Genomic DNA, 23,830 nt, shown 5'->3' on the forward strand with positions numbered 1-23,830 from the left:
TCCGCTCGCGCCCCCCTGAATCATCGCCAGCACGCAGGATGCCGCCAAGAGCGCTTGCATCCGTCGCAGGATCGGAAACAATGACGCATCTTCGTTTCCGGACCTGTCCCACATGCCTCTGCCCGATTTCGAAGCCTGGGCAATCTTCGCGAAGGTTGCGGAGCGGCAATCGTTCGGCCGTGCCGCCGCCGAGCTCGGCTTTTCCAAGGCGACCGTATCGAAGGCGGTGAGCCGGCTCGAGACGCGCATCGGCGCGCCGCTGTTCCACCGCACGACGCGCCGCCTGTCGCTGACCGAAGCCGGGCGGACCGCGGCCGCCAGCGCCGAGCGGATCCTCAGCGCCGGTGTCGCCGCCGAGGCCGACGCGATCGCCCAGACCGCCACACCGCGCGGCACCGTCCGCTTCGCCGCCCCCATGTCGTTCGGCATCCAGCATGTGGCACCGATCCTGCCGGCGTTCTTCTCAGCCTATCCCGAGGTCTCGGTCGACCTGCATCTGAGCGACGCCTTGGTCGACCTGATCGACGGCGGCTTCGACCTGGCGCTGCGCATCGCGGCACTCGCCGACTCGACGCTGAAGACGCGGCGGCTCTGCCAGGTGCAACGCCGGCTGGTCGGCTCACCCGCCTATCTCGACCGCCATGGCCGCCCGACGCATCCAAGCGAGCTCGAGCGGCATGTCTGCCTCGGCTACGCCTATCTGCCGACACGCGATCGCTGGCATTTCCAGCATGCCTCCGGCGAGGAGGAGACGGTGACGCCGACCGGGCCGCTCAAGGCGAACAACGCCGACGCGCTGACTGCGACCGTGCTGGCTGGCCTGGGTCTCGCGATCCAGCCCGACTTCGTCATCTGGCAGGACCTGGCCGCCGGCCGGCTGGAGGCGGTGATGCCCGACTGGTCGCTGCCGCCGATCGCACTCAACATCGTGACGCCGCCGGGCGGCTTGCGACCGCCGCGCGTCACGGCACTCATCGAGTTCCTGGCCGCCCGCCTGTCCAAGGCACCATGGGCGGAAGGCCTGGCGGCGGCGTAAGGCCCTCTCATCGCTCGGCGACCGATCGGCCGGCAGGATGCGACGCAGTATAATAAGCGCGCACTCTATCTCGAATCGGAAGTGGCCTCGGCAACGGACTCGAGGACTGGGCCGGCCGCTGCCGATCGCATCTCCGCCCATTCCCGCATGACGCGCCGCGCGACGAGCACCAGGAGGCCGATGGTCGCGATCGGGCCGAGCGGGATGCCGGCCCCGATGCCGATGCTGCGCGATGCCAGCGGCACCAGCCAGACGACGGCGAGCACGGTCTTTTCCCACGGCAGGAACCCGGTCTTGCGCGCATCCTGCCAGAGCCACGCGATCGCCACCGTCATCGGTAGCAGGTCGTAGAACAGGATGATGGGTGCCGCGAAGAGCGAGCCCACGATGAGCGCCATCGCGCGCACCGGCTGGCTGAGCGCCTGGCGCCAGGCAACGGCGGCCAAGGCGCAGCCCGCGACGGCGGCCACGCCCTGGACGGCATAGGCGAGCGGCACGGCGCCGCCCAGGATGCGCACGGCGCCGAACAGGCTCACCAGCCCGGCGAAGCCGACCTTGCCGGTCTCGAAGGTCAGCGTCGTCGCCGTCCGCGACAGCTGCAGGAAGGCCGCCCAGGTCTCCCAGCCATAGAGGAGCAGCGACAGGGCGATGCAGAGCGCCACCGTCGCGGCCATGGCGCCAAGCGCTCGCCAGCGTGCCCCGGCAAGCAGCGCCACCGGTGCCACCAAGAGGAAATGCGGCTTGTAGCAGAGCGCACCCAGGATGGCCCCGGCCAGGATCGGCCGCCGATCGATGAAATAGGTTGCCGCCGCGAAGATCGCGCTGGTCGCAAAGGAATTCTGCCCGATGCCAAAGGCGATGATCGCCGATGGGAAAGACAGAAAGGCGACGAGCATCTCGCGCCGCGGCAAGATCGGCCGCAAAGCGAAAACATAAAGCGCGCCGGTCACGGCACCCCAGGCAAAGAAACCGACGAGATAGGGCAGGTGCGCCGCGAGCGCGCAATAGACGAGATAGGTCGGCGGATAGAAGAACCAGTAGTCATAGGGCAGATCCGCGTCGCCGAACACGGTGCGCTCGGCCAGCCGATGGCTCGGCTGGTCGTAGGCCAGCGCCGGCGTTCCCTGGTCCGCAAGATGTCCCGCTGCATAGAAGCTGATGAAATCCGTCGAGGCGGGGCGGTCGAGCGGCACGATGAGACCGTAGGTGCCCGCCGCGAGCACGATCATCGCGATGATTTCCAGCACGAGCAGCAGGCGGCCATAGCCCGCGACGCGCGCCGCATCGAGCCACGCCCCGCTGCGCAACTGGCCGAGGACCATGGCTCCAAAGTCCTTTGCGCTAGTCGTTGACTTCGCTTGCATCCTCGGGCGAGCCTTTCTTTTGCACCGCACAAGATTTCATTCTAATTTCCGGCACTTCGCCAAGCCGCACCGAAAAAAACAACCAAACTCATTAAAAGTTTATCAATGAGTTCCGTGTAAACGTAGGATAATCTTAAAATTATCAGAAGCTATCCGTAAAAATATAGCGATATTCACATTCCAAAACCGCACGAATTAAGTCATATTCCGGAACACGCCGGCCTTTAACCGCGCATTAACTGTCTTGATCTAGACTGTCAAATGCGGCCCGCCGAGAGTGTTCGGATTGATGTGAGAGCACTCAATAACGGGGACCGTGCGTACTGCGTCTCCGGCGTAAATCTAGCCCCGCTCTCAAGAGCATTCGAGGAGCTTACGATGAAGTATATTGCGACTGCTCACCATCTCCTGTGCAACCTCGGCCGTGACAAGCGTGGCGTCAGCGCCGTGGAATACGCCCTGCTCGCCGCGCTGATCGCGCTCGCCATCATCGGCGCCGTCACGACCTTCGGCACCAATCTCAGCGGCATCTTCACGAAGGTTGGCGGCAGCATCTAACCGTCCGGCCGACGCCTAGTCCGCAGGGTTCCCAGAATATCCTCTCAGCACGGCGGGCAACTGCCGGCTGAGAGGCTATAGGGGGAGGGATCGTTGCTACCGCTCATCCTCGGGGCCTCGTTCCTGATCTACCTTGCGGTGGCCTGGAACGACCTGTTCCACCGGTCGATCCCTAATTTCCTGTCGTTCGGGATTGCGGGGCTCGCGGTGCTCCGCATGGCGCTTGCCGTACCGCCCGGCGGCGCACTCTGGGCCGTCGTCATCGCTCTTATCGTATTCGCGGTCGCCCTCCTGTGCTTCGCGCGCGGCTGGCTCGGCGGCGGCGACGTCAAGCTTTTGACCGCGACGATTCTGCTCATTGGCGCCCGCGACTCCTTGCCTTTCCTCATCTGCATGGCGATCGCCGGCGGCATTCTGTCGGTGTTGGTGCTCCTGTGGGCCGGTGCCGAGCGATGGCGCACCCGGCATCGAGCGGCCGCATCCGGCCCCACCCTTGCCGATACGCCCGTCGCCGATACGCCTTTGGCCAATCCGCCCGCGACCCCGCCGGTCTCGGTGCCCTATGGCATCGCGATTTCGCTGTCGGCGGTCCTGGCCCTGTTTTCACAATTTCATCAGCTTTAGGCGCATGCCATGGGCTTGAGAATCATCCTCGTCCTGCTTCTGCTCGTCTCGGGCGCGATCGTGGCCAAGCTCGCCTTGTTCAACGATCCGGCGCCGGTGGAAGCGAAGACGGCGCCCCACGCCATGATGATCGTCGCGACCACGACCCTGCCCGTCGGCACCCTGGTCAAGCAGCAGGACCTGCAGTTCGCGCCGATGCCGGACGGCATGACACAGGACAGCGTGTTCGCACGGCCACTCGCGGGCGACACGGCGGAGCAGTCGGCGGCCGACCACAAGCTCTTCGACGAGGTGACGGGTGCAGTCGCCCGGCGCCGGATCGAAGCCGGCGACCCGATCCCGCGCGGCGGCGTCGTGAAACCCGGCGAGAGCGGTTTCCTCGCCGCGGTCCTCGCCCCCGGGCAACGGGCGATCACGATCGGCGTCACCGCCGTATCGGGGGCTGCGGGCCTGATCTATCCGGGCGACCGGGTCGACGTCATCCTGACCCAAATCCTCAACATTCAGGATGTGTCCTTGACACATCGTTCCGTTGCAGAAACGATCGCCCAGGACGTTCGCGTTCTCGCGATCGATCAGCAGCTGCAGGCCAAGGCGACCCAGAGCGGCCCCGAGGGCAAGCTCGCCCAGACGGTGACGCTAGAGGTCGATCCGCAGCAGGCCGAGAAAATCGTGGTCGCGGGCAAGCTCGGCGACCTGTCGCTTACGATCCGCAGTCTGGAGCCTGCGGCGAACGCCGGAACCCCGGCCGCGGCCGGCAACAGCCCGATCTGGGCGGAGGACGTGTCTCCGGCGCTTCGCCGGTTGATCCCCCCGCAGAAGCCGCCCGCCGTCGCGAGGGCGGTCGTGGTCTATCGGGGGGCCGAGAAGACCGACGCGCCCGCACAACAACAGTCCGCACAGCAATAACCGAGCCGACCGACAAGGAAACAGGGGCCGTAACCGAGCAAAGCGATGCGAGAATTCTTAAAAAAAATAGTCATCGTCATGCTTCTGGTGCTGGGCACTGCCGCCGGCGGCCACCGGGGCTGGGCGGCCGGTGCGCCGATCGTAATCGACGTATCCCAGGGCCGGCTGATCTCGCTGGCAACACCGGCGGCAAGCGTGTTCATCGCGGACCCGACGATCGCGGACGTGCAGGTGCCGATGCCGACGCGCGTCTTCGTGCTCGGCCGCAAGGCCGGCCGCACCACGCTCTATGCGCTTGGCGCCGACGGCCAGCAGATCGCAGCCATGGACGTCGAGGTACGCAACGGCAGCGATGCCGTGCAGAAGGCGATCGAGGCCGATCCCGCCACCCGCGACGTCAAGGTCACCGGCACCAACAACGGCCTGGCGCTCGAGGGTGCCGCCCGCGATCCGGCCGCGGCCTACCGCGCCAGCAAGATCGTCGCCAGCAGCCAAAAGGACAGCGACACCCTCGACGACCGGACGAAGATCAAGAGCTCGGCGCAGGTCACGATCCGCGTCCGCATCGCCGAGGTCTCGCGCACGGTCACCAAGGAGCTCGGCATCAACTGGAACTCGTTCTTGAACACCGGCGCGTTCAAGTTCGGCCTGTTCACGGGGCGCGTGCCGTATCCGGCGGTCCAGGTGTCCGGCGGCACATTCGTACCCGGCCCGTTCCAGCCCGACCCGACCGGCGCCGGCTCCATCATCAGCTCCATCAGCACCAAGCACATCAGCGGCGATGCGGTCATCGACGCGCTGGCCCAGGAAGGGCTGATCACTGTGCTGGCCGAGCCGAACCTGACCGCGCTCTCGGGCGAGAAGGCGAGCTTCCTCGCCGGCGGCGAGTTCCCGATCCCGGTCTCCCAATACCAGAACGCGATCACCATCGAGTTCAAGCAATACGGCGTGTCGCTCGATTTCGTGCCGACCGTGCTGTCGTCGAACCGCATCAGCATGCATGTCCGGCCCGAGGTGAGCGAGCTCACCAACGCCGGCGCCATCACGATCAACGGCACCACGGTGCCGGGCCTGCAGGTACGGCGCGCCGACACGACGATCGAGCTCGGCAGCGGCGAGAGCTTCGCGATCGGCGGCCTGCTGCAGAACAACATGACCTCGACGGTCAGCCGCTATCCGGGACTGGGCGACCTGCCGATCCTGGGCGCGCTCTTCCGTTCGACGAATTTTACGCGGAACGAGAGCGAGCTCATCATCATCGTGACGCCCTATGTCGCGCAGCCGATCGCCGATCCGAAGACGATCCGCCTGCCGACGGACGGGCTCCGGCCGCCGAGCGACCTCGAACGGATGCTGCTCGGCCGGATCGAGGGCATCCGCGGGCAACCCAGCGAATACGACGGGCAGCTCGCGATCGAGCGCCTCAAGGGGCCGCGCCTGCAGGGCGATGCCGGCTTCGAGCTGGAATGATGGGAGATCCGCGCCCATGACACCGACCACCCTGAAACGAGCCACCGCCGCCGTTCTGCCGCTCGCCGCCGTCCTTGGTCTCGCCGTGGGGCTCGCCGCCTGCAGCCGCAATTCCGACGAGCAGCCGGTGACCGAGCTCAGCCAGACGAACCAGGCGCAGGTCGAACGGCACGAGCAGCAGTTCATCGTGCCGGCCTCGGCCGGCAAGGCCGGGCTTTCGGCCGCCTATCGGCGCGGCTTCGACCAGTTCCTGGCCGAGGCCGCAGCGGGTCGGCCGCAGCTTGTGCACCTGACCCTGTTCGGCGGCGCGCCCGAAACCGCCGCCCTGCTGCGCCAAGCGGCGATTGCCGACGGGCTCAACCCGGCCAAGATCACGATCCGCCCGGTCGCAGCAACAGGCGCCGCCGCCGCGAGCACGGCGCTTCAGACCACGGCCGTCGCCGCGACCTACCAGTTGGTCATGCCGAGCTGCGCGCGCCGCTCGGTCGATACTTTCTCCAACAGCCAGAACCCGGCGTGGAGCGATTTCGGCTGCTCGGTGAACAGCAGCCTCGCGGCCCAGGTCGAGGATCCGCATGACCTCGTCAGGGGCGAAGAAGGTGGCGAGACCGACGGCGCGTTGACCAACGCCGCCATCGACCGGCTGATGCAGGACAAGGTCAAGCCGCTCGACCTCCACAACATCTCTTCCGTCGGGAGTGGCGGGTCCAGCGGCGGGGGCAGTGGCGGATCGGGTGGCGGATCGGGCGGCGGGGGTTCGCCATGAGCGCGAGACCGGAGCGGCCTGCGGCATCGCCGCGTTCGCGAGGGACTTGCTTCAGATGATGAAGAGCTCGTTCGGCCGCCGCTACGTCGAGACCGACACGACGGCGATCGCGCCGCCGCCGGAACAGCCCGCGAAGCCGGCGGAGGACCAGTTCCAGGTCCCGGTGATGGACGAGACGCGCCGCCAGATCCGCGACGTGCTCTTCACGCGCATCGAGCCGACCGCGGCGATCCGTCTCTCCGCCGACGGCCTGCGCGCCGAGATCAGCCGGCTGGCCAGCGAGATCTGCAACGAGCAGCGCATCCAGCTGAACGCGCGCGAGGAGGAACGCCTCGTCCAGGAACTGCTGGACGACATGGTCGGCCTCGGCCCGCTCGAGCCGCTGCTCGCAGACGAGGCGATCACCGACATCATGGTGAACGGTCCCAACAACGTATGGGTCGAGCGGCGCGGCAAGCTCGAGCTCGTGCCGGTGCGCTTCCGCGACAATCAGCATGTCGCCAACATCGCCCAGCGCATCGCGGCCTCGGTCGGCCGGCGCGTCGACGAGGCGAGCCCGATCTGCGATGCACGCCTCGCCGACGGCAGCCGCGTCAACATCCTGCTGCCGCCCCTGGCGCTGTGCGGCCCCACGCTGTCGATCCGCAAGTTCTCGCGCCGGGCCATCACGTTCGACATGATGGCGCGCCAGGGCAATCTCTCCGAAGCGATGGCGCGCTTCCTCGAGATCGCGGCGAAGGCGCGGCTCAACATCCTGGTCTCGGGCGGCACCGGCTCGGGCAAGACCACGCTCATGAACGCCATGTCGCGCGCGATCGACCATGGCGAGCGCATCGTCACGATCGAGGACGCGGCGGAGCTCAGGCTGCAGCAGCCCCATGTCGTGCCGATGGAGACGCGCCCGGCCAATCTCGAGGGCAACGGCGAGATCAACCAGCGGGACCTCTTGAAGAACGCGCTGCGTATGCGGCCCGACCGGATCATCGTCGGCGAGACGCGCGGCGCCGAGGCGTTCGACATGCTGCAGGCCATGAACACCGGCCATGACGGCTCGATGTCGACCGTCCATGCCAACACGCCGCGCGATGCGCTCTCCCGCGTCGAGAACATGGTGCTGATGGCCAGCGTCGGCCTGCCATCACGGGCCATCAAGACCCAGATCGTAAGCGCCGTCGATCTGATCGTGCAGATCGAGCGCATGCGCGACGGCATCCGCCGGATCGTGAGCATCATGGAGGTCATCGGTCTCGAGTCCGAAGTGATCACGACCCAGGAGCTGTTCGCCTTCCGCTACGAAGGCGAGACGCGCGAAGGCATGTTGCGCGGCAGCTTCGTGTGCACCGGATACCGGCCGCAATTTCTCGACAAGGTCGCGCAGTTCGGCCTCGAGCGCCGGCTCTTGGAAATCATGGGCATCGAGGGCTGATCGATGCGCATCGATCCCTGGCTGCTCATCAGCGCACTCGCCTTCTGCGGCCTTGTCGCCGCCGTGATCCTGCTGTCGAGCAGCAGCAAGAAGAAGAGCGTCGCGGTGAAGCGCCTGCAATCGCTGCTGCCGGACAAAGACTCGAAGCTCGAGCAGCCGGACGAGACGCAGCCCAAAGAGCATCTTTTGGCCCTGCTGCCGTCCGGCCTGCAGCGGCGGATGCGCGGCGCCCTCGCTGCGACCGGGAACAAGCTGTCGTTCGGCGGACTGGCGCTGGTTGCCCTTGTGTCCGGCGCGGTCACGGCGACCCTCGGGGCGGTGCTCGGGATCTCGCTCGCCGTCACCGCGATCGCCGTCGTCGTGACCGCGACCGGCTTTCCGTGGTTCCTGCTGCGCTCGCTCAAGGCGAAGCACAGGGCGAACTTCCTGCGGCTGTTCCCCGACGCGATCGACCTCATCGTGCGCGCCGTGCGCGCAGGCTTGCCGGTCTCGGTGGCACTCGACGCGGCGGGCAAGGAGACGCCGGAGCCGGTCGGCAGCGAGTTCAGCTACATCATCGCCGATATGCGCATCGGTCTCGATCTCGACGAGGCGCTCGCCCGCGCTGCCCAGCGCATCCGTCTCGTCGATTTCGACTTCTTCGTCGCGAGCCTGGTGCTGCAACGCAAGAGCGGCGGCAACCTGTCGGAGACGCTGGCGGTCCTGTCGTCCGTGCTGCGCAAGCGCGAGGAACTGCGCTCCAAGACCAAGGCCATAACCTCGGAGGCGCGCATGTCGGCCGTCGTGCTCGCGTGCCTGCCGGTCTTCTGCGGTCTCGCGATCCTGTTCCTCAACCCCAGCTACTTCAGCATCATGCTTACCGATCCCAAAGGGGCCTACGTGATCGGCGGCACGCTTGCGAGCCTGACGCTCGGCATCCTGTCGATGCGCGTCCTGATCCAGAAGGCGTTGGCATGAGCGCGCTTGTCCAGTTCCTGTTCTCGCTGACGGTGCTGTTCGCCATTTTCGCGACGTTGATCGTGTCGCTGCTGGTCACGCTCATCAACCGGAACCCGGCGCGCCGCGTCAGCGACCGGCTCACGGCCTTCAAGCCGGAGACCGCCAACCGCTCGGCGCTCGTCTCCGGCGGCAAGCGCTTCGGCGCGCTCGGCCGCAAGCTCGCGGCCACCCCGCTCGTGGGATCCGGTGAGCGGACCAAGGTCGCAGCAGCCCTCGCCGACGCGGGCATCCGCGGTGCCGACAAGCTCGGCGTCTTCATCGCGACGAAAGCGACGCTGGCGCTTGTCGCGGCATTCGGCTGCTGGTTCGGGCTGCAGGAAATCGGCATGCTGCCGGCGACGCCGATCATGCGGATCGCGATCGAGATCGGGGCGACGCTCGCGGGCTGGCGGCTGCCCGACATGATCGTCCTGCGCATCGCGGCGCGCCGGCGCGACATGCTGCGCAGCGGCATCGCCGACGCGCTCGATCTGCTTGTGATCTGCGTTGAAACCGGCCTCGGCCTCGAGCAGGCCCTCGACCGGGTCAGCCATGATATCGCCCAAGCGAACCCGGTCATCGCCGAGGAGCTGGCGAAGACGGTCGCCGAGATCCGCGTGCTGCCGCAGATGCGCGACGCGTTCGACAATTTCGCCAAGCGCTCGGGACTGCCCGCGGTGAAAAGCGTCATGACGACGCTCATCCAGACCATTCAGTACGGCACGCCGCTCGCCCAGTCGCTGCGCGTGCTGTCGGCCGACATGCGCGCGCACCGCATGCTCGAGATCGAGGAGCGCGCGGCCCGGCTGCCGGTGCTGCTCACGATCCCGCTCATCGTCTTCATTCTGCCCTGCATGTTCTTCGTGGTGGGCGGCCCCGCCGCCCTCCAGGTCCTTGCCACTTTCAAGGGATAGACGGAATTGCCGCACGTCCCCCCTATCTCCGCTCCGCTGTTCGGCCGCAGCACCCGCCGCGGAGCGGCGCTCGCCCTCGTCCTGGCACTCGGCCTCGCCGGCTGCGCCGCCGAGCCCGCGCCTGACCGGGTCCCGGAGCTGACCAGCAACGCCGAGAAGGCACGGGTGTCGCAGCAGCTTGCCGAGACGGCGCGCAAGGGCGGTGACTATGCCGGCGCGATCGATCTCTATCGCAAGATGCTTGAGGCCGGCGGCGACCCGTTGATCGCCCATCTCGGCCTCGCCGACAGCCTGCTTGCTGCCGGCGTGCTCGATAAGGCGGCAGAGGAATATACGGCGGCCATCGCAATCGCACCCAACAAGCCGGAGCCGGAGCTCGGTCTCGGGCGGCTGCTGCTCGCGGGTCACCGTCCGGCGGAGGCGCTGACCGCCTTCGACGCTGCGCTCAACAAGGGCGGCTCCCGCGCGGCAGCGCTCAACGGCCGGGGTCTGGCGCTCGACTGGCAGAACGATCACGCAGCAGCGCAGCAGGCCTATCGGGACGGGCTGAAGGACGCGCCTCAGGACCGGGTACTGCACAGCAACTACGGCCTGTCGCTGGCCCTGTCGGGCGACTACGACGGCGCGCTGTCACAATTGGTGCCGCTCGCCCAGGACGCCCAGGCGACAGTGCGGAATCGGCAGAACTTGGCATTGGTGCTGGGGCTGAAAGGCGATACGGAAGCGGCCCGCCTCGTGGCCCAGCAAGACCTGGGGCCGGACGCGGTCGAATCGAACCTCAAGTTCTACGAGGCTGTGCGGATCGCTTCGAGTGGCGCTGCCGCCGGCACGACGCCGCCCGCCCGAGAATAGTCAGATGGCCGCGCGCGCTCCCGCTCGAGAGGCCCTGACGCGCGTGGTCGCCGAGACGCGCGGCTCCGTCGCCGTCCTGACGGCGATATGCCTGCCGCTGCTCCTGATGCTGGTTGGCCTCGCTGTCGAACTGACGAATTGGACGGCCATCCGCCGGGAATTGCAGCGGACGGCCGACTTGGCCGCCCTCGCCGGGACAGCGCAGTTCGCTGCAGCAAACGCCTCGAATGCCGCAGCTAATGCCGCAGCTTCGCTCGCCGAGCTCAACGGCGTCACGGGCGCTGCCAGCCGCACCTGGAACGCGTCGACCGCGACGCTCACCGACAACGACATCACCGTCACGATCGGCGGCGGCATTCGCAACGCCGCCGACACGCTCGTGACGGTGACGGTCACAGAGACGGTGCCGCTCATCCTGACCAAATTGCTCACCTCTGCGGCCAGCGTGACGGTCAGTGCGACAAGTGCGGCGGAGTATATGTCCGTCCCGGCCTGCATCCTGGCGCTCAAGACCAGCAGCACGGGGATTACCGGGCAAGGCAATCCGGACCTGTCTCTGACCGGATGTAGCCTGCGCTCGAATAGCAACATATCGGCAGGCGGAAGCGCCATTATCTCCGCGCCCTACCTGTTTGCCAACGGGACGATCACCGGCTCGGGCATCGACGGGTCGGCTTACCCCAATTCGGGCACCATCGCCGACCCCTACGCATCGAACGCGGCGATCCAAGCGGCGTTCAGCCAGGTTGCTTCCAGCAGCGGCCCGTCATTCTCCGATAGCCCGAAGGGCGTCGACACGTTGTCCCCGGGCTCCTATTCCAGCTGGAACATCAAGGGGACGGTCACGCTCGATCCGGGCATCTATTACGTAAATGGCTCGATCTCGTTCGGCTCGCAGGCCAGCGTCTCGGGCAACGGCGTCACGATCGTTACCAGCGGCTCGGTCAGCGGGACGGGCGGCGCATCGCTCTCCTTGTCCGCCGCCACGACAGCCGATGCGACGAACGGCGCGATCCCGGGCATCGTCTTCGCCGGAAACTCAACGGCGAGCTCGTCCTTGAGCGGCAACAATTCGCCAAGCATAACGGGCGTCGTTTATTACCCCAACGGCACGCTTTTCTTCCAGGGCGACGCCCAGGGCGGTTCATCCGGCTGCCTCCAAGTGGTTGCGGCCGCGATCACGCTCTCCGGCAACAGCCAGATGGCAACGAACTGCTCGGCCTACGGCACCCCGATATTCGGCGACAGATCACCCTTGATAGGCCTCGTCAGATGATTGCCCATCGACATCGGATATGCGGCGAGGCGGCCGGCACCGCGGCGGTCGAATTTGCCCTCATCGCCCCCCTCCTATTGCTCGTGGTCGGCATCCTGTGCGATTTCGGCTTCGCCTTTCGCGCAAAGGCCGAGCTGGCCGAGTCGGTCGCGGCGGGCATGCAGTATGCGACGCTCGCGAGCACCAACGTATCGACCACGCAGGTCACAACAATCGTCGCCCAGAAGCTGAGCCTGCCGAGCGGCAATGTCACCGTCAGCGGCCCGAGCTGCTATTGCGTCACGGGCACGCCGGCCGCGACGACCCCCATCGCCTGTTCGAGCATCTGCTCCGACGGCTCGTCGCCAGGCCTCTACCTCAATATCGCCGCGACCTACACCTACACGACGCAGCTGCCGGCCTTGAGCCATCTCGTGAATCCGACGTTTCAAGAAACGGCTTTCGTGCGACTGAGATGAGTCGCGCCCTCAAAAGCCTTGCGCGCGATAAGCGCGGCACCGTCACGGCCGAGTTCGCCGCGGTCGCCGCACTCTTTTTCAGCATTGTCTTCTTCGTGATCGGCTTGAGCGTGCTCGGCTGGGCGCGCAGCGCTCTCGAACTGAGCGCGTTCCAGACGGCACGATGTGTCGCGATCGGTTCGACCGACTGCACGAGCCCGTCCCAATATGCGTCGACCATCCTGCAATCCTGGGGTGCGAGCTCGCTCCTTCCCCCGGTCCAGGTGAGCGTTCAATCCGCTTCCTCGTGCGGCGCCACGTCCGGCGGATATGTGCAGGTGACAGTTGCCTCCTCGGCATCGGGCTTGTGGAACGTCTCGCCCTTCCTGAGCAGCATCGTGCTCAGTGCCAGCGCATGCTATCCGAGTTCCGCGTAAGTCCGCGCCTGAATATTCCTCATAAATCTCGATGTTTACTCAAGATAAACAAATCCTAACTATTTTTGGCGCGTGCCCAATCATTGGCGAGCTGGCGGATGCAGATAGCGGCGGAGCGAAAAGAACTCGAGGATTCGGCAGCGCGGGAACGTTTCGCGGCGTTCGTGACCGATGAGGCGAGCATCGAGCTTATTCGCCAGTGCGCCGGCGACATGGGGCTGCCGGCGAACGCGGTGCATCGCGGCGACATCGGTGCGGCGATCGCGTATCTGGAGAAGACCCGCTCGCCGAAATCGCTGATCGTCGATCTCACGGGCGCCGAGCCGGCGCTGACCCGGATCCAGCAGCTGGCGGAAGTGTGCGAGCCGGGCGTCTCGGTCGTCGCCATCGGCGACCGCAACGACGTCGGGCTTTATCGCGACCTGCTGGGCGTCGGCATCAGCGACTATATCGTGAAGCCCATTCCGCTCGTGCTGCTGCAAAAAGCGATGAATGGGCTGCTCGGCATCGCCGACGTCGGCCATACGCCGCTCGGCCAGAAACTCGGCAAGGTCATCAGCGTGGTCGGCATGCGCGGCGGCGTCGGCGCCTCGATGCTCGCGACCAATCTCGCCTGGGGCTTCGCCAACAAGCGGCATCGCCGGGTAGCGCTCGTCGATCTCGACCTCAAGTTCGGCGCCTGCGGCCTCATGCTGGGCGTCAAGGCCGAAAGCGGCTTGCGCGAGGCGCTCGAGCGGCCGGTGCGCGTCGACGAGCAGTTCATCCAGCGGGCCACGATTCAGTGCGGCGACCGCCTGTCGCTCTTGACCTGCCTGGAAAGTGTCAACGACCCGATCACCGTCGATCCCGCAGCACTGCCCCGGCTGGTCGACCTGCTGCGCCGGGAATTCCACTATGTCGTGCTGGACGCGCCGCGCGGAAACAGCGCGATGCTGGCCCAGGCGCTCGAACTCGCAAGCGCGCGCGTCCTGGTCGTCGACCAGACCACGCATGCCATCCGCGACACGCTGGCGCTGCGCAAGTCTTACAACCTGACCCAGGACGACGGCCGTAACCTGATGGTGCTCAACCGGTTCGGCGAGTCGGGCAAGGTCGGCATCCCGACCAAGGAGATGGAAGAGGTGCTGCGCGCCCGGTTCGACACGATCGTGCCGTTCGACGCGAAGAGCGTCATGTTCGCGGCCAATGCCGGCATCCCGCTTCTGACCCGCCGCGGGCCGGCGGCCAAGGCGATCGAGCAACTGGCCGAGAAGCTCGGCGGGCAGGCGCCGCAGCAGCGCCGGCCCTGGTGGCGCCTGTTCGGCAAATAAGGCTTCGTCAGGCCGGCAGACCCAACAGCGCTCGCGCCTCCGCCGGGGTCGCCGGCCTGGCGTCGTAGCGGGCGCAGAGTGCCGCTGCGGCCTCGACCAGTTCGGCATTGCTGCGGGCAAGCCGGTCCTTGGTGATGCGGATATTGTCCTCGAGCCCGGTGCGCACGGCGTCGCCGCGGCGCGCCAGCACCCATTCCATCACCTCGGCCTGATGGCGCCCGATGCCGGCCGCGGTCCAGGTCGCGCGCGGCAGCACACGCCTGAGCTCGTTCAGCATCAGGTCGATGATCGGCTCCTCGGCCGGCAGCGCGTTCTTGATGCCCATGACGAACTGCACATGCGGCCGCTCGTCGATGAGGCCGGCCTCGATGAGCCGGCGCGCACCGTGCAGATGCGAGAGGTCGAACGCCTCGATCTCCGGCCGCGTGCCGTACTTCTTCATCTCGCTCGCGAGCGTGTCGATCAGCGCCGGCTGGTTCTCGTAGATGATGCTCGGGAAATTGACCGAGCCGGTGGCGAGCGAGGCCATGTCGGGAGCGAGCGAGAGGGCGCTTGCCCGGGCGGCCGGATCCCGGCCGCGGCCGCCGGTCGAGAATTGCACGATCATGCCCGGGCAATGCTTGCGCACGCCGTCCTGCACGGCCGCGAACAACGCCGGGTCCGACGACGAGCTTTCGTCCGGATTGCGGACATGGATATGCACGATCGTGGCGCCGGCCTCGAACGCTTCGTGCGTCGACTCGATCTGCTCGGCGACGGTGACCGGCACCGCGGGATTGTCCTTCTTGCGCGGCACGGAGCCGGTGATGGCGACGGTGATGGGCACGGGTCGCATCGGCGTTTTCCTCCCTTTATTGACTATCCGGCTCAGCCGAGGTCGCCGCCCGCCACCGGCAGGATCGTGCCGGTGATGTAGGAGGCCTCGTCGGAGGCCAGGAATAGAATCGCGGCCGCCTGTTCGTCGAGTGTACCGTACCGCTTCATCAGGCTCGACTCCGTCGTCTGCTCGACGATGCGCCGGTACCAGCGCGCCTCATCCTCGCTCTGGTCCGCCGGGTTGCGCGGCACGCGGCGTGGCGGCGCCTCGGTGCCGCCTGGCGCCGTGCCGACGACGCGGATGCCGTGCTCGGCATATTCGAAGGCGAGCGACGCGGTGACGGCGTTGACCCCGCCCTTGGCCGCCGCATAGGGCACACGATGGACGCCGCGCGTCGCGACCGACGACACGTTGACGATGACGCCATGCCCGCGTCGGAGCATGTGCGGCAGCACCGCATGGCAGCCCCAGAGCGTCGGGAACAGCGAGCGGCGCACCTCGGCCTCGATCTCCGGCTCCCGGTACTCGGCATAGGGCTTGGCCCAGATCGTGCCGCCGACATTGTTGACCAGGATGTCGATCCGGCCGAACCGCTCGGCTGCCCGGGCCATCACCTCGACCGCGCCGGCATAGGTCTCGAGATCGGCCGTGACCGCGAGCACGGTGCCGCCGGCCTTCGCGAGCTCCGCCGCGACCTCGGGGAGGAATTGGGCCCGGTCGGCCAGCACAACGGCGGCACCTTCCGCCGCGGCACGCTCGGCGACCCGATGGCCGATGCCTTGGGCGGCACCGGTCACCACCATGACCTTGTCGTCGAACCGGCGGGTCATGGCGCGCTCGCTTCGGCGCTGGGCGCGAACTTCTCGTAATGGAAGTTCACGGGCGAGACGCCCTGGTCGCGGAAATAGATGCGCACGGCCTCGACCATCGGCGGGGGCCCGCACAGATAGACGTCGACCTCGCCGGCGTTCAGATGCTCCGCCGTCAGGTGATGGGTGACATAGCCCTTGAGCGGATGGTTGCTGCCGGCGTCGGCGACGCAGGTCGCGAAGGTGAAGTTTGGAATAGCACGGGCGAGCTGCTCGAGTGCCGGGATCTCGACCAGGTCGGCGTCGGTCGTGACACCATAGATCAGGTGGATCGGCTGAGCGCTGCCGGTCGCCGCGAGCTGACCCAGCATGGACAGGAACGGTGCCAGGCCCGTGCCGCCGGCCAGCATCAGGACCGGCCGCTTGACGTCGCGCAGGTAGAAGCCGCCGAGCGGCCCGCGCAGCACGAGCCGGTCGCCGGGCTTGGCCGCCTCGGTCAGATAGCCGCTCATCACCCCACCCGGCACGTTGCGGATCAGGAAGGTCGCGGTCTCCGCCCCCGGCGGCGAGCTGAAGGAATAGGCGCGCGTCTCCATCGTGCCCGGCACGCGGATGCTGACGTATTGCCCGGGCAGGAAGGCGAGCCGGCTCACGTCCGGCAGCTTCAGGGACAGGCTGATCGTGCTCGCCGACAGGCGCTCGACTGAGATGACCTCGCCTTCGATGTCGCTCGCCTTGGTCTTGCACACCTCCGACGAGGCCGCGATGCGCACGACGCAGTCGGTCTTGGGGCGCATCTGGCAGGTCAGGCAATAGCCCTCCGCCGCCTCATCGTCGCTGAGCGCGTCCTCAATGTAGGATCCGCCGTCGTATTCGCCGGCCTCGCAGAAGCTCTTGCAGGTGCCGCAGGCGCCGTCGCGGCAGTCGATCGGGATGTTGATGCCCTGGCGATAGGCGGCATCGGCCACGCTCTCGCCCTGAGCGCTCTCGACGAAACGGGTGACACCGTCTTCGAAATTGAGCGCAATCTTGAAGCCCATGGGACACCTCCTCGGCCGCGGTCGCCCGCGGCCGATCGGTCAGATGTGATAGATGTCGATGACGTGGCGGATGTAATCGTTCTTGAGCACGACCTTCTTCTTCGCGATCAGCGGGGTCTCGCCCGTGGTGTCGAGCGTGTAGAACGACGTGCCGAAGTAAGTATCCGCGGTCTTGTATTTGAAGCTGAACGTCACCCAGTTGAACCGAACGCGGCAGCTGCCGGGCTCCCGGTCGAGGATCTCGATATTGCTGATGTTGTGCGAGGTCCTGGCCTCGGGCAGGCTGGTCGCGCTCGACCGCTCGGTCTTGATCCGGAACACACGGTCTTCGATGCCGTTGCGGTTCGCGTAATAGATCAACGAGATCTCGCGGTGCGGGTCATTGACCAGCTCGCCGTCATCGTCCCAGGCCGGCATCCAGAACTCGGCATCCGGGCGATAGAGCGTCAGCCATTCGTCCCACTGCTTGTCGTCGAGCAGACGGGCCTCGCGATAGAGGAACGCCTGAAGCGTTTCGTAGGAAATCGTCATGGCGGCCTCCTTACGCGCGCTCGGTGTCGGCCACGACGGCACGACGCATCGTGTCGCGCCAATGCTCGTGCTGAATGACGAACAGGCCCTCGTCCTCGGCGCGCACGCCGGAGAGCAGCGGCTTCAAGCCGATCGCCTCGGCATGCTCGTCGGCGCCCCTGACCCAGTGGGTGGCACCGCGGCTCAAGTCATTCCATTTCGCGTCCCCGCCGTGGAACGACAACTGGCAATTCCGGAATTCCTCCAGATCGTCCGGCGTGCCCATGCCGCTGACGTTGAAGAAGTCCTCGTACTGGCGGATGCGCTTCTCGCGGTCGGCCTGGCTCTCGCCCTTGTGGCCGAAGCAGTAGATCGTAACCTCGGTCTGGGTGAGCGAGATCGGACGGACGACGCGGATCTGCGTCGAGAACTGGTCCATCAGATAGAGGTTCGGATAAAGGCAGAGGTTGCGCGAGTTGACGAGCATCCAGTCCGCGCGCGCCTCGCCGAACTGGCTCACGTAGTCGGCGCGCCGATGGAAGTTCGGCCGAAAGTCGGGATTGGCGAACTTGGTCCAGAGCAGCAGGTGGCCGTGGTCGAACGAATAGAAGCCGCCGCCGTGCTTGGCCCAGGAGCCTGTGTCCGCGACCTCGACCTTCTCGGCGCAGGCCTTGCGCTGACCCGTGGTCGCGACATAGTTCCAGTGCACGGTGCTGACGTGATAGCCGTCCGCGCCGTTCTCAATCTGCAGCTTCCAGTTCCCATCATAGACGTAGGTCGATGAGCCGTTCAGGACCTCGAGCCCTTCCGGCGCCTGATCGACGATCAGGTCGATCATCTTCGCCGCCTCGCCCAAATACTCCTCGAGCGGCACGACGTCGGGATTGAGGCTGCCGTACAGGAAGCCGCGATAGGATTCGAAGCGCGCCACCTTGGTCAGGTCGTGCGAGCCCTCGCAGTTGAAGCCCTCCGGATATCCCGCGCCGTCCGGATCCTTGACCTTCAAGAGCTTGCCCGACGTGTTGAAGGTCCAGCCGTGGAACGGGCAGGTATAAGTCGCCTTGTTCGCCCGCTTGTGCCGGCACAGCATGGCGCCGCGATGGCTGCAGGCGTTGATGAAGGCGTTGAGCACGCCGTCCTTGTTGCGGGCAATGAAGATCGGCGTGCGACCCATGTAGGTCGTGAAATAGTCGTTCTTGTTCGGGATCTGGCTCTCATGGGCAAGGAAGATCCAGTTACCCTCGAAGATGTGCTTCATCTCGAGCTCGAAGAGCTCCGGATCGGTGAAGATGTCGCGCCGGCAGCGATAGATGCCGTTGGTTTCGTCCTCGACGACGGCTGTCTCGAGCCGCTCCAGCAGGTCGGTCGACATGGCGTTTCCTCCATTCTCTCAAGGTGGCGTTGGGCCACGGGTTGTCGTTTAGGGGCGTGAGCCGCCCCGGCCTTCAGCCCACTTGGGCGCGCGGTCGATCGATCAGCGTCGCCGGCACGCCGGCAACCGCATGGGGCAAGGTGAAATCGAACGTGATGGTCGCGAACGGCCCGTTGACGCCCCGATCCTTGAGCGCGCTCGGGTCCGTGTGATGGGTCACCGCCGGGATCAGGCCGTCGCGGGTGGCGAAGGCGAAATCGTCATGCAGGTAGGCGTCGCCCTCGATGTTGATCTGGGTCGTGAGCTGCCGGTAGCCGTCGGCCGACACCATGAAATGGATGTGCGCCGGGCGCTGGCCGTGGCGGCCCAAGCGGTCGAGCAGATGCTGCGTCGGTCCTGTCGGCGGGCAGCCGTAGCCGGACGGCATGATGCTGCGGAAGCGATAGCGGCCTTCGGCGTCGGTCTTGATCGTCCGGCGCAGGTTGAACGGGCTCTGGCTCTTGTCGAAGAACGAATAGTTGCCCTTGGTATTGGCGTGCCAGACCTCGACCGTGGCGCCGGCGAGCGGCCGGCCGGCCGTGTCGGTCACCTGGCCCTCCATGAACAGGATCTCACCGACGTCTGGGTCGTCGTCGAGCCGCGCTTCGCCGGTCGAGACCGGCGCGCCGCCGACATAGAGCGGCCCCTCGATCGTGCGCGGCGTGCCGCCGGTCTCGATGCCGGCCGCCGCTTCCTTCTCGTCGAGCCGGATGTCGAAGTAATGCTCGATGCCGAGGCCGGCCGCGAGCAGCGCGTATTCGTTCGACTGGCCGAGCTCGGTCAGATAGCTCAGGGCCGACCAGAATTCCTCGGGCGTCACATCGAAATCGTCGATCACCGTGAAGATGTCGACCAGCAGGCGGTCGACGATCGCCTTGACGCGCGCGTCGGCGGGCTTGCTCTGCGTGCCGCTGATGCGGACGGCCAGTTCCTCGATCTGCTTCTTGTGCATTGTCCTCTCCTTGAGCCGTATTTTTCTTTTTGGTGGTGGGGGTTAACGATCGTCGTCGCGGATTGACGAGGGGTGGCGGCAGAGCGCCGTCACCTTCATGGTCATGAAGGGAAAGAGCGGCAGCGACGTCAGGATCTCGTGCAGCGCGTCGTGGCTCGTGACGTCGAAGACGCTGACGTTCGCGTAGCGGCCGGCGATGCGCCACAGGTGGCGCCAAGTGCCGTCGCGCATCAGCTGCTGGCACCGTGCCTTCTCGACCCGCTTCAATTCGTCGGCGCGCTCGGCCGGCATGTCGTGCGGCAGGTGAACGTCCATCTCGACCTGAAACAGCATGGTAAATCTCCCAATCGGCCTAGCGCCGGTCGCGCCGGAAATGTTCGACGCGCGCGTCGTCGAGCTCGATGCCCAGGCCCGGCCGGTCCGGCACTTGGAGCACGAAATCGCCGTAAGTGAGCGGCTCGGCCAGGATCTCCTCGGTGAGCAGCAGCGGGCCGAACAGCTCCGTGCCCCAGGCAAGCCGCGGAAAGGTCGCGAAGAGATGGGCGGAGGCCGCCGTGCCGACCGCCGCCTCCAGCATGGTGCCGCCGTAGAGCCCGATGCCGGCGGCATCCGCGATGGCGCCGACCCGGCCCGCGGCCTGCAAGCCGCCCGACTGGGCGACCTTGACCGCGAACACGTCGGCCGCGGCGCGCGCCGCGATGTCGAACGCGTCCTCCGGTCCGCGCAGCGCCTCGTCGGCCATGATCGGCACGATGAAGCGTGCAGCGAGCCGGGCCATGCCCGGCCGGTTGCCACGGGCGATCGGCTGCTCGACGAGGTCGACGCCGGCCTCTTCCAGGAGGGCCATGCCGCGCGCGGCCGCCGTCTCGTCCCAGGCCTGGTTGATATCGACCCTGACGCTCGCCCGGTCGCCGAGCGCCCGCTTGATCGCGGCCACATGGGCGACGTCGTCCTCGACCGCCCGCTTGCCGATCTTGAGCTTGAAGATATTGTGCCGGCGCCGGGCCAGCATCTGCTCCGCCTCTTCGATGTCGCGGCCCGTATCGCCGCTGGCCAGCGTCCAGGCGACCGGCAGGCTGTCGCGCTGGCGGCCGCCGAGCAGTTCGGAGACCGGCAGGCCGACGCGCTTGCCTTGCGCATCGAGCAGCGCCATCTCGACCGCCGCCTTGGCGAAATGATTGCCGACGACCGAGCGGCCGACCGCGGCCATGGTCACAGCGACCCGTGACGGGTCAGATGCGAGCAGGATCGGCGCGATATAGGTGTCGATCGCGAGCTTGATGCTCTCGGGGCTCTCGTCGCCATAGCTCATGCCGCCGATCGTCGTGCCCTCGCCGATGCCGGTAAGGCCGTCGGCGCAGCGGATCTTGACCAGTGTGACCGTCTGCCGATGCATCGTCGCCATCGACAGCACATGCGGCCGAATGGTCGGAAGATCCACCAGATAGGTATCGATCCGTTCGATGCGCAGCATGGCGTCCCAACCCCGAAAAACTTGTTTGCTTGCTGGGGAAAGTGCCGCTTGTTCTTGAAGCTGTAAAAGATCATGTTTGTCTCGATCGATACCCACGAGGTATCGACGATCAGGGAGCGAACCGGATGGAGCTGCGCCACCTGCGCTATTACGTGGCGGTCGTGCAGGAGCGGAACTTCACCCGTGCCGCCGAGCGGCTGCATATCGCGCAACCACCCTTGAGCCGGCAGATCCAGCAGCTCGAGGAGGAGCTGGGCCTGGCGCTCATCGATCGCGACGCCCGGCCCTTGAAGACGACCGAGGCCGGCCGGCTGTTCTTCGAGCATGCAACCCAGGTATTGGAGCGGGTCGAGGGCATGCGCGCGATGATGCGACGGCTCAAGAACGCCGAGCGGCCGCGCATGGTCATCGGTTTTGTCGCCTCATCCATCTATGCGGCCTTGCCGAACCTGATCCGCCGGTACCGGGCAGCCGCACCCGAGGTCGACGTCAACCTGGTCGAGATGATGACGCTCGAGCAGATCGCCGCCTTGAAGGACGGGCGGATCGACGTCGGCTTCGGCCGCATCCGGTTCGACGATCCGGCGGTCAGGCGCGACGTGCTGCGCGAGGAGCGGCTGGTCGCGGCACTGCCGTTCAGCCACCCGCTGCTGCAGCACGAGGGGCCCCTGAGCCTCGCGCGCCTGGCCCGGGAGCCGCTCATCATCTATCCGCGCCAGCCGCGGCCGAGCTACGCCGACCAGGTGATCTCGCTGTTCCACGACCGCGGGCTCGAACCGCAGGTCGCGCATGAGGCGCGCGAGCTGCAGACCGCGGTCGGCCTGGTCGCGGCCGAGGTCGGCATCGCGATCGTGCCGACCTCGGTCCAGCGCATGCGCCGCGACGATGTGATCTATCGCGAGCTCGACGATCCCTCGATCACCTCGCCGATCATCATGAGCCGGCGCGCCGACGACCGTTCGCCGCAGCTGGCGCTCCTGGCGCGGATCATCATCGAATCCTATACCGAATGGGGCTGGCCGGCGCCGGAAGGGCTCGACCGGTAGCGCACACGCAACACCGGGAGAGAAAGCAATGAACGAGAAGTTCGACGCGATCATCATCGGGGCGGGTCAGGCCGGCCCATCGCTGGCCGGACGGCTGACCGGCGCCGGCATGAAGGTGGCACTGGCCGAACGCCACCTGTTCGGCGGCACCTGCGTCAATACAGGCTGCATGCCGACCAAGGCGCTGGTCGCGAGCGCCAAGGTCGCCCACCAGGCGCGGCGCGCGGCCGACTATGGCGTCATGCTGGGCTCCGCCGTCACGGTCGACATGCGGGCCGTCAAGGCGCGCAAGGACGTGGTCGCGACCACGGCCCGCGGCAATGTCGAGAAATGGCTGGGCGGCATGAAGGGCTGCGCCCTCTATCGCGGCCATGCGCGCTTCGTGTCGCCGCGCGAACTCAGCATCGGCGACGCGACGATCGAGGCCGAGCGGATCTTCCTCAACGTCGGCGGCCGCGCATTCGTGCCGAACCTGCCCGGCATCGACAAAGTGCCCTATCTCACGAACACGTCGATCCTCGAGCTCGACACCCTGCCGCGGCATCTCGTCATCGTCGGCGGCAGCTATATCGGCCTCGAGTTTGCGCAGATGTACCGGCGCTTCGGCAGCGAGGTGACGGTGATCGAGAAGGGACCGCGCCTGATCCAGCGCGAGGACGAGGACATCTCGGCCGCGATCCAGACGATCCTCGAGAGCGAGGGCATTGCGGTGCGCACGGGCGCCGACTGCATCCGGCTGGCACCACACGGCCAGGACGTCGCCGTCGGCGTCGATTGCACGGCCGGCGCGCCCGAGATCGTCGGCTCCCACGTGCTGATGGCGGTCGGGCGGCGGCCGAATACGGACGATCTGGATCTCGACAAGGCCGGCGTGGCGCGGGACGAGCGGGGCTATATCACGGTCGACGACGAGCTCAGGACCAACGTGCCGGGCATCTGGGCGCTCGGCGACTGCAACGGCCGGGGCGCCTTCACCCACACGTCCTACAATGATTTCGAGATCGTCGCGGCCAACCTGCTCGACGGCGGCAGCCGTCGGGTCAGCGACCGCATTCCCTGCTACGGCCTGTTCATCGATCCGCCACTCGGCCGCGCCGGCCTGACTGAGCGCGAGGCCCGGACGGGCGGGCGCCGGGTGCGCATCGGCATGCGGCCGATGACGCGGGTCGGCCGCGCGGTCGAGAAGGGCGAGACGCAGGGCTTCATGAAGGTCGTCGTCGATGCCGAGAGCGATCGGATCCTGGGTGCTGCGATCCTCGGCGTCGAGGGCGACGAGGCGATCCACGCCATCCTCGACGTCATGGCCGCGAAAGCGCCCTATACGACGCTGCAGCAGACCGTGCACATCCATCCGACGGTCTCGGAACTGATCCCGACCATGCTGGGCGAACTGCGGCAATAGCCGCCGGCGGTC

At 66.8% G+C, this 23,830-nt stretch carries 25 protein-coding genes; 16 read left to right on the plus strand and 9 right to left on the minus strand.

Annotation, left to right across the window (positions count from 1 at the left end):
• The first annotated feature begins 112 nt into the window (after window positions 1-112).
• On the plus strand, window positions 113-1,036 hold the full coding sequence (locus IEY58_RS13365; protein ID WP_189046466.1) for a LysR family transcriptional regulator: 924 nt from the start codon (window positions 113-115) through the stop codon (window positions 1,034-1,036).
• 65 nt (window positions 1,037-1,101) lie between these two features.
• Here the strand turns inward: IEY58_RS13365 and IEY58_RS13370 are convergent, their stop codons facing one another.
• Window positions 1,102-2,358 (minus strand): glycosyltransferase family 87 protein, encoded by a 1,257-nt coding sequence (locus IEY58_RS13370; protein WP_189046468.1) that lies wholly within the window; start codon window positions 2,356-2,358, stop codon window positions 1,102-1,104.
• A gap of 420 nt (window positions 2,359-2,778) precedes the next feature.
• On the opposite strand from IEY58_RS13370, the gene IEY58_RS13375 reads away from it, so the two are divergent.
• The 13 genes from IEY58_RS13375 to IEY58_RS13435 all read left to right on the plus strand — a co-directional run bounded on the left by IEY58_RS13375 (window position 2,779) and on the right by IEY58_RS13435 (window position 14,357).
• The gene (locus IEY58_RS13375) at window positions 2,779-2,958 is read left to right on the plus strand and encodes a Flp family type IVb pilin (RefSeq protein ID WP_189046470.1); all 180 of its coding nucleotides are present in this window, start codon (window positions 2,779-2,781) and stop codon (window positions 2,956-2,958) included.
• Between the two features lie 93 nt (window positions 2,959-3,051).
• Window positions 3,052-3,582, plus strand: coding sequence for an A24 family peptidase (locus tag IEY58_RS13380; protein ID WP_268237568.1), 531 nt, complete (start codon window positions 3,052-3,054; stop codon window positions 3,580-3,582).
• Between the two features lie 9 nt (window positions 3,583-3,591).
• On the plus strand, window positions 3,592-4,491 hold the full coding sequence (gene cpaB / locus IEY58_RS13385) for a Flp pilus assembly protein CpaB (RefSeq protein ID WP_189046474.1): 900 nt from the start codon (window positions 3,592-3,594) through the stop codon (window positions 4,489-4,491).
• 78 nt (window positions 4,492-4,569) lie between these two features.
• Window positions 4,570-5,961, plus strand: a complete 1,392-nt coding sequence (locus tag IEY58_RS13390) for a type II and III secretion system protein family protein (protein ID WP_189046476.1) — start codon at window positions 4,570-4,572, stop codon at window positions 5,959-5,961.
• Window positions 5,962-5,977: 16 nt separating this feature from the next.
• Window positions 5,978-6,727, plus strand: a complete 750-nt coding sequence (locus IEY58_RS13395; RefSeq protein WP_189046477.1) for a CpaD family pilus assembly lipoprotein — start codon at window positions 5,978-5,980, stop codon at window positions 6,725-6,727.
• Between the two features lie 55 nt (window positions 6,728-6,782).
• The gene (locus tag IEY58_RS13400; RefSeq protein WP_189046479.1) at window positions 6,783-8,153 is read left to right on the plus strand and encodes a CpaF family protein; all 1,371 of its coding nucleotides are present in this window, start codon (window positions 6,783-6,785) and stop codon (window positions 8,151-8,153) included.
• Between the two features lie 3 nt (window positions 8,154-8,156).
• Window positions 8,157-9,110, plus strand: a complete 954-nt coding sequence (locus IEY58_RS13405) for a type II secretion system F family protein (RefSeq protein WP_189046481.1) — start codon at window positions 8,157-8,159, stop codon at window positions 9,108-9,110.
• Window positions 9,107-10,045, plus strand: a complete 939-nt coding sequence (locus IEY58_RS13410) for a type II secretion system F family protein (RefSeq protein ID WP_189046483.1) — start codon at window positions 9,107-9,109, stop codon at window positions 10,043-10,045. The genes IEY58_RS13405 and IEY58_RS13410 overlap by 4 nt, the downstream gene beginning before the upstream one ends.
• A 6-nt stretch (window positions 10,046-10,051) precedes the next feature.
• On the plus strand, window positions 10,052-10,897 hold the full coding sequence (locus IEY58_RS13415) for a tetratricopeptide repeat protein (RefSeq protein ID WP_189046485.1): 846 nt from the start codon (window positions 10,052-10,054) through the stop codon (window positions 10,895-10,897).
• Window positions 10,898-10,901: 4 nt separating this feature from the next.
• Window positions 10,902-12,173 (plus strand): pilus assembly protein TadG-related protein, encoded by a 1,272-nt coding sequence (locus IEY58_RS13420; RefSeq protein WP_189046487.1) that lies wholly within the window; start codon window positions 10,902-10,904, stop codon window positions 12,171-12,173.
• Entirely contained in the window at window positions 12,170-12,631 is a 462-nt protein-coding gene (locus IEY58_RS13425; protein ID WP_189046489.1) for a TadE/TadG family type IV pilus assembly protein, read from the plus strand. The genes IEY58_RS13420 and IEY58_RS13425 overlap by 4 nt, the downstream gene beginning before the upstream one ends.
• Window positions 12,628-13,047, plus strand: coding sequence for a TadE/TadG family type IV pilus assembly protein (locus IEY58_RS13430; protein WP_189046491.1), 420 nt, complete (start codon window positions 12,628-12,630; stop codon window positions 13,045-13,047). The genes IEY58_RS13425 and IEY58_RS13430 overlap by 4 nt, the downstream gene beginning before the upstream one ends.
• A gap of 98 nt (window positions 13,048-13,145) precedes the next feature.
• Window positions 13,146-14,357 carry an AAA family ATPase gene (locus tag IEY58_RS13435; protein WP_189046493.1) on the plus strand — a complete coding sequence of 404 codons (1,212 nt, stop codon included), beginning with the start codon at window positions 13,146-13,148 and terminating at the stop codon, window positions 14,355-14,357.
• Between the two features lie 7 nt (window positions 14,358-14,364).
• Here the strand turns inward: IEY58_RS13435 and IEY58_RS13440 are convergent, their stop codons facing one another.
• The 8 genes from IEY58_RS13440 to IEY58_RS13475 form a co-directional block, all read right to left on the minus strand.
• Entirely contained in the window at window positions 14,365-15,192 is an 828-nt protein-coding gene (locus tag IEY58_RS13440) for a BKACE family enzyme (protein WP_189046495.1), read from the minus strand.
• Between the two features lie 32 nt (window positions 15,193-15,224).
• A complete protein-coding gene (locus tag IEY58_RS13445; protein ID WP_189046497.1) occupies window positions 15,225-16,004 on the minus strand; it encodes a 1,6-dihydroxycyclohexa-2,4-diene-1-carboxylate dehydrogenase in 780 nt (259 codons plus the stop codon).
• Window positions 16,001-17,023, minus strand: coding sequence for a benzoate 1,2-dioxygenase electron transfer component BenC (gene benC / locus IEY58_RS13450; protein WP_189046499.1), 1,023 nt, complete (start codon window positions 17,021-17,023; stop codon window positions 16,001-16,003). Before benC ends, IEY58_RS13445 begins: the two co-directional genes overlap by 4 nt.
• A 39-nt stretch (window positions 17,024-17,062) precedes the next feature.
• Window positions 17,063-17,554: a benzoate 1,2-dioxygenase small subunit gene (gene benB / locus IEY58_RS13455; RefSeq protein WP_189046501.1), complete on the minus strand. Its 492-nt coding sequence runs from the start codon at window positions 17,552-17,554 to the stop codon at window positions 17,063-17,065.
• Between the two features lie 10 nt (window positions 17,555-17,564).
• Window positions 17,565-18,905: a benzoate 1,2-dioxygenase large subunit gene (gene benA / locus IEY58_RS13460; protein ID WP_189046503.1), complete on the minus strand. Its 1,341-nt coding sequence runs from the start codon at window positions 18,903-18,905 to the stop codon at window positions 17,565-17,567.
• Between the two features lie 73 nt (window positions 18,906-18,978).
• Window positions 18,979-19,896 carry a catechol 1,2-dioxygenase gene (catA, locus tag IEY58_RS13465; protein WP_189046505.1) on the minus strand — a complete coding sequence of 306 codons (918 nt, stop codon included), beginning with the start codon at window positions 19,894-19,896 and terminating at the stop codon, window positions 18,979-18,981.
• A gap of 42 nt (window positions 19,897-19,938) precedes the next feature.
• Entirely contained in the window at window positions 19,939-20,229 is a 291-nt protein-coding gene (gene catC / locus IEY58_RS13470) for a muconolactone Delta-isomerase (RefSeq protein ID WP_189046507.1), read from the minus strand.
• 19 nt (window positions 20,230-20,248) lie between these two features.
• Window positions 20,249-21,370 carry a muconate/chloromuconate family cycloisomerase gene (locus IEY58_RS13475; RefSeq protein WP_189046509.1) on the minus strand — a complete coding sequence of 374 codons (1,122 nt, stop codon included), beginning with the start codon at window positions 21,368-21,370 and terminating at the stop codon, window positions 20,249-20,251.
• 125 nt (window positions 21,371-21,495) lie between these two features.
• Between IEY58_RS13475 and IEY58_RS13480 the strand changes: the two genes are divergently transcribed.
• Together IEY58_RS13480 and IEY58_RS13485 are read left to right on the plus strand one after the other, a co-directional pair.
• Window positions 21,496-22,416 (plus strand): LysR family transcriptional regulator, encoded by a 921-nt coding sequence (locus IEY58_RS13480; RefSeq protein WP_189046511.1) that lies wholly within the window; start codon window positions 21,496-21,498, stop codon window positions 22,414-22,416.
• 28 nt (window positions 22,417-22,444) lie between these two features.
• Entirely contained in the window at window positions 22,445-23,818 is a 1,374-nt protein-coding gene (locus tag IEY58_RS13485) for an FAD-containing oxidoreductase (protein WP_189046513.1), read from the plus strand.
• The last annotated feature ends 12 nt before the right edge of the window (window positions 23,819-23,830 follow it).

It is taken from the genome of Aliidongia dinghuensis, assembly GCF_014643535.1.
Classification (GTDB): Bacteria; Pseudomonadota; Alphaproteobacteria; order ATCC43930; family CGMCC-115725; genus Aliidongia; species Aliidongia dinghuensis.

Bases quoted from the DNA above. Each gene is read 5' to 3' on its own strand.
- IEY58_RS13405 (WP_189046481.1), top strand. From the start codon at position 8,157: ATGCGCATCGATCCCTGGCTGCTCATCAGCGCACTCGCCTTCTGCGGC.
- benA (WP_189046503.1), bottom strand. From the start codon at position 18,905: ATGTCGACCGACCTGCTGGAGCGGCTCGAGACAGCCGTCGTCGAGGAC.
- IEY58_RS13365 (WP_189046466.1), top strand. From the start codon at position 113: ATGCCTCTGCCCGATTTCGAAGCCTGGGCAATCTTCGCGAAGGTTGCG.
- IEY58_RS13390 (WP_189046476.1), top strand. From the start codon at position 4,570: ATGCTTCTGGTGCTGGGCACTGCCGCCGGCGGCCACCGGGGCTGGGCG.
- IEY58_RS13425 (WP_189046489.1), top strand. From the start codon at position 12,170: ATGATTGCCCATCGACATCGGATATGCGGCGAGGCGGCCGGCACCGCG.
- IEY58_RS13485 (WP_189046513.1), top strand. From the start codon at position 22,445: ATGAACGAGAAGTTCGACGCGATCATCATCGGGGCGGGTCAGGCCGGC.
- IEY58_RS13370 (WP_189046468.1), bottom strand. From the start codon at position 2,358: ATGGTCCTCGGCCAGTTGCGCAGCGGGGCGTGGCTCGATGCGGCGCGC.
- catA (WP_189046505.1), bottom strand. From the start codon at position 19,896: ATGCACAAGAAGCAGATCGAGGAACTGGCCGTCCGCATCAGCGGCACG.
- IEY58_RS13435 (WP_189046493.1), top strand. From the start codon at position 13,146: ATGCAGATAGCGGCGGAGCGAAAAGAACTCGAGGATTCGGCAGCGCGG.
- IEY58_RS13445 (WP_189046497.1), bottom strand. From the start codon at position 16,004: ATGACCCGCCGGTTCGACGACAAGGTCATGGTGGTGACCGGTGCCGCC.
- IEY58_RS13400 (WP_189046479.1), top strand. From the start codon at position 6,783: ATGATGAAGAGCTCGTTCGGCCGCCGCTACGTCGAGACCGACACGACG.
- IEY58_RS13440 (WP_189046495.1), bottom strand. From the start codon at position 15,192: ATGCGACCCGTGCCCATCACCGTCGCCATCACCGGCTCCGTGCCGCGC.
- catC (WP_189046507.1), bottom strand. From the start codon at position 20,229: ATGCTGTTTCAGGTCGAGATGGACGTTCACCTGCCGCACGACATGCCG.
- benC (WP_189046499.1), bottom strand. From the start codon at position 17,023: ATGGGCTTCAAGATTGCGCTCAATTTCGAAGACGGTGTCACCCGTTTC.
- IEY58_RS13395 (WP_189046477.1), top strand. From the start codon at position 5,978: ATGACACCGACCACCCTGAAACGAGCCACCGCCGCCGTTCTGCCGCTC.
- IEY58_RS13475 (WP_189046509.1), bottom strand. From the start codon at position 21,370: ATGCTGCGCATCGAACGGATCGATACCTATCTGGTGGATCTTCCGACC.
- IEY58_RS13375 (WP_189046470.1), top strand. From the start codon at position 2,779: ATGAAGTATATTGCGACTGCTCACCATCTCCTGTGCAACCTCGGCCGT.
- IEY58_RS13420 (WP_189046487.1), top strand. From the start codon at position 10,902: ATGGCCGCGCGCGCTCCCGCTCGAGAGGCCCTGACGCGCGTGGTCGCC.
- cpaB (WP_189046474.1), top strand. From the start codon at position 3,592: ATGGGCTTGAGAATCATCCTCGTCCTGCTTCTGCTCGTCTCGGGCGCG.
- IEY58_RS13430 (WP_189046491.1), top strand. From the start codon at position 12,628: ATGAGTCGCGCCCTCAAAAGCCTTGCGCGCGATAAGCGCGGCACCGTC.
- benB (WP_189046501.1), bottom strand. From the start codon at position 17,554: ATGACGATTTCCTACGAAACGCTTCAGGCGTTCCTCTATCGCGAGGCC.
- IEY58_RS13410 (WP_189046483.1), top strand. From the start codon at position 9,107: ATGAGCGCGCTTGTCCAGTTCCTGTTCTCGCTGACGGTGCTGTTCGCC.
- IEY58_RS13480 (WP_189046511.1), top strand. From the start codon at position 21,496: ATGGAGCTGCGCCACCTGCGCTATTACGTGGCGGTCGTGCAGGAGCGG.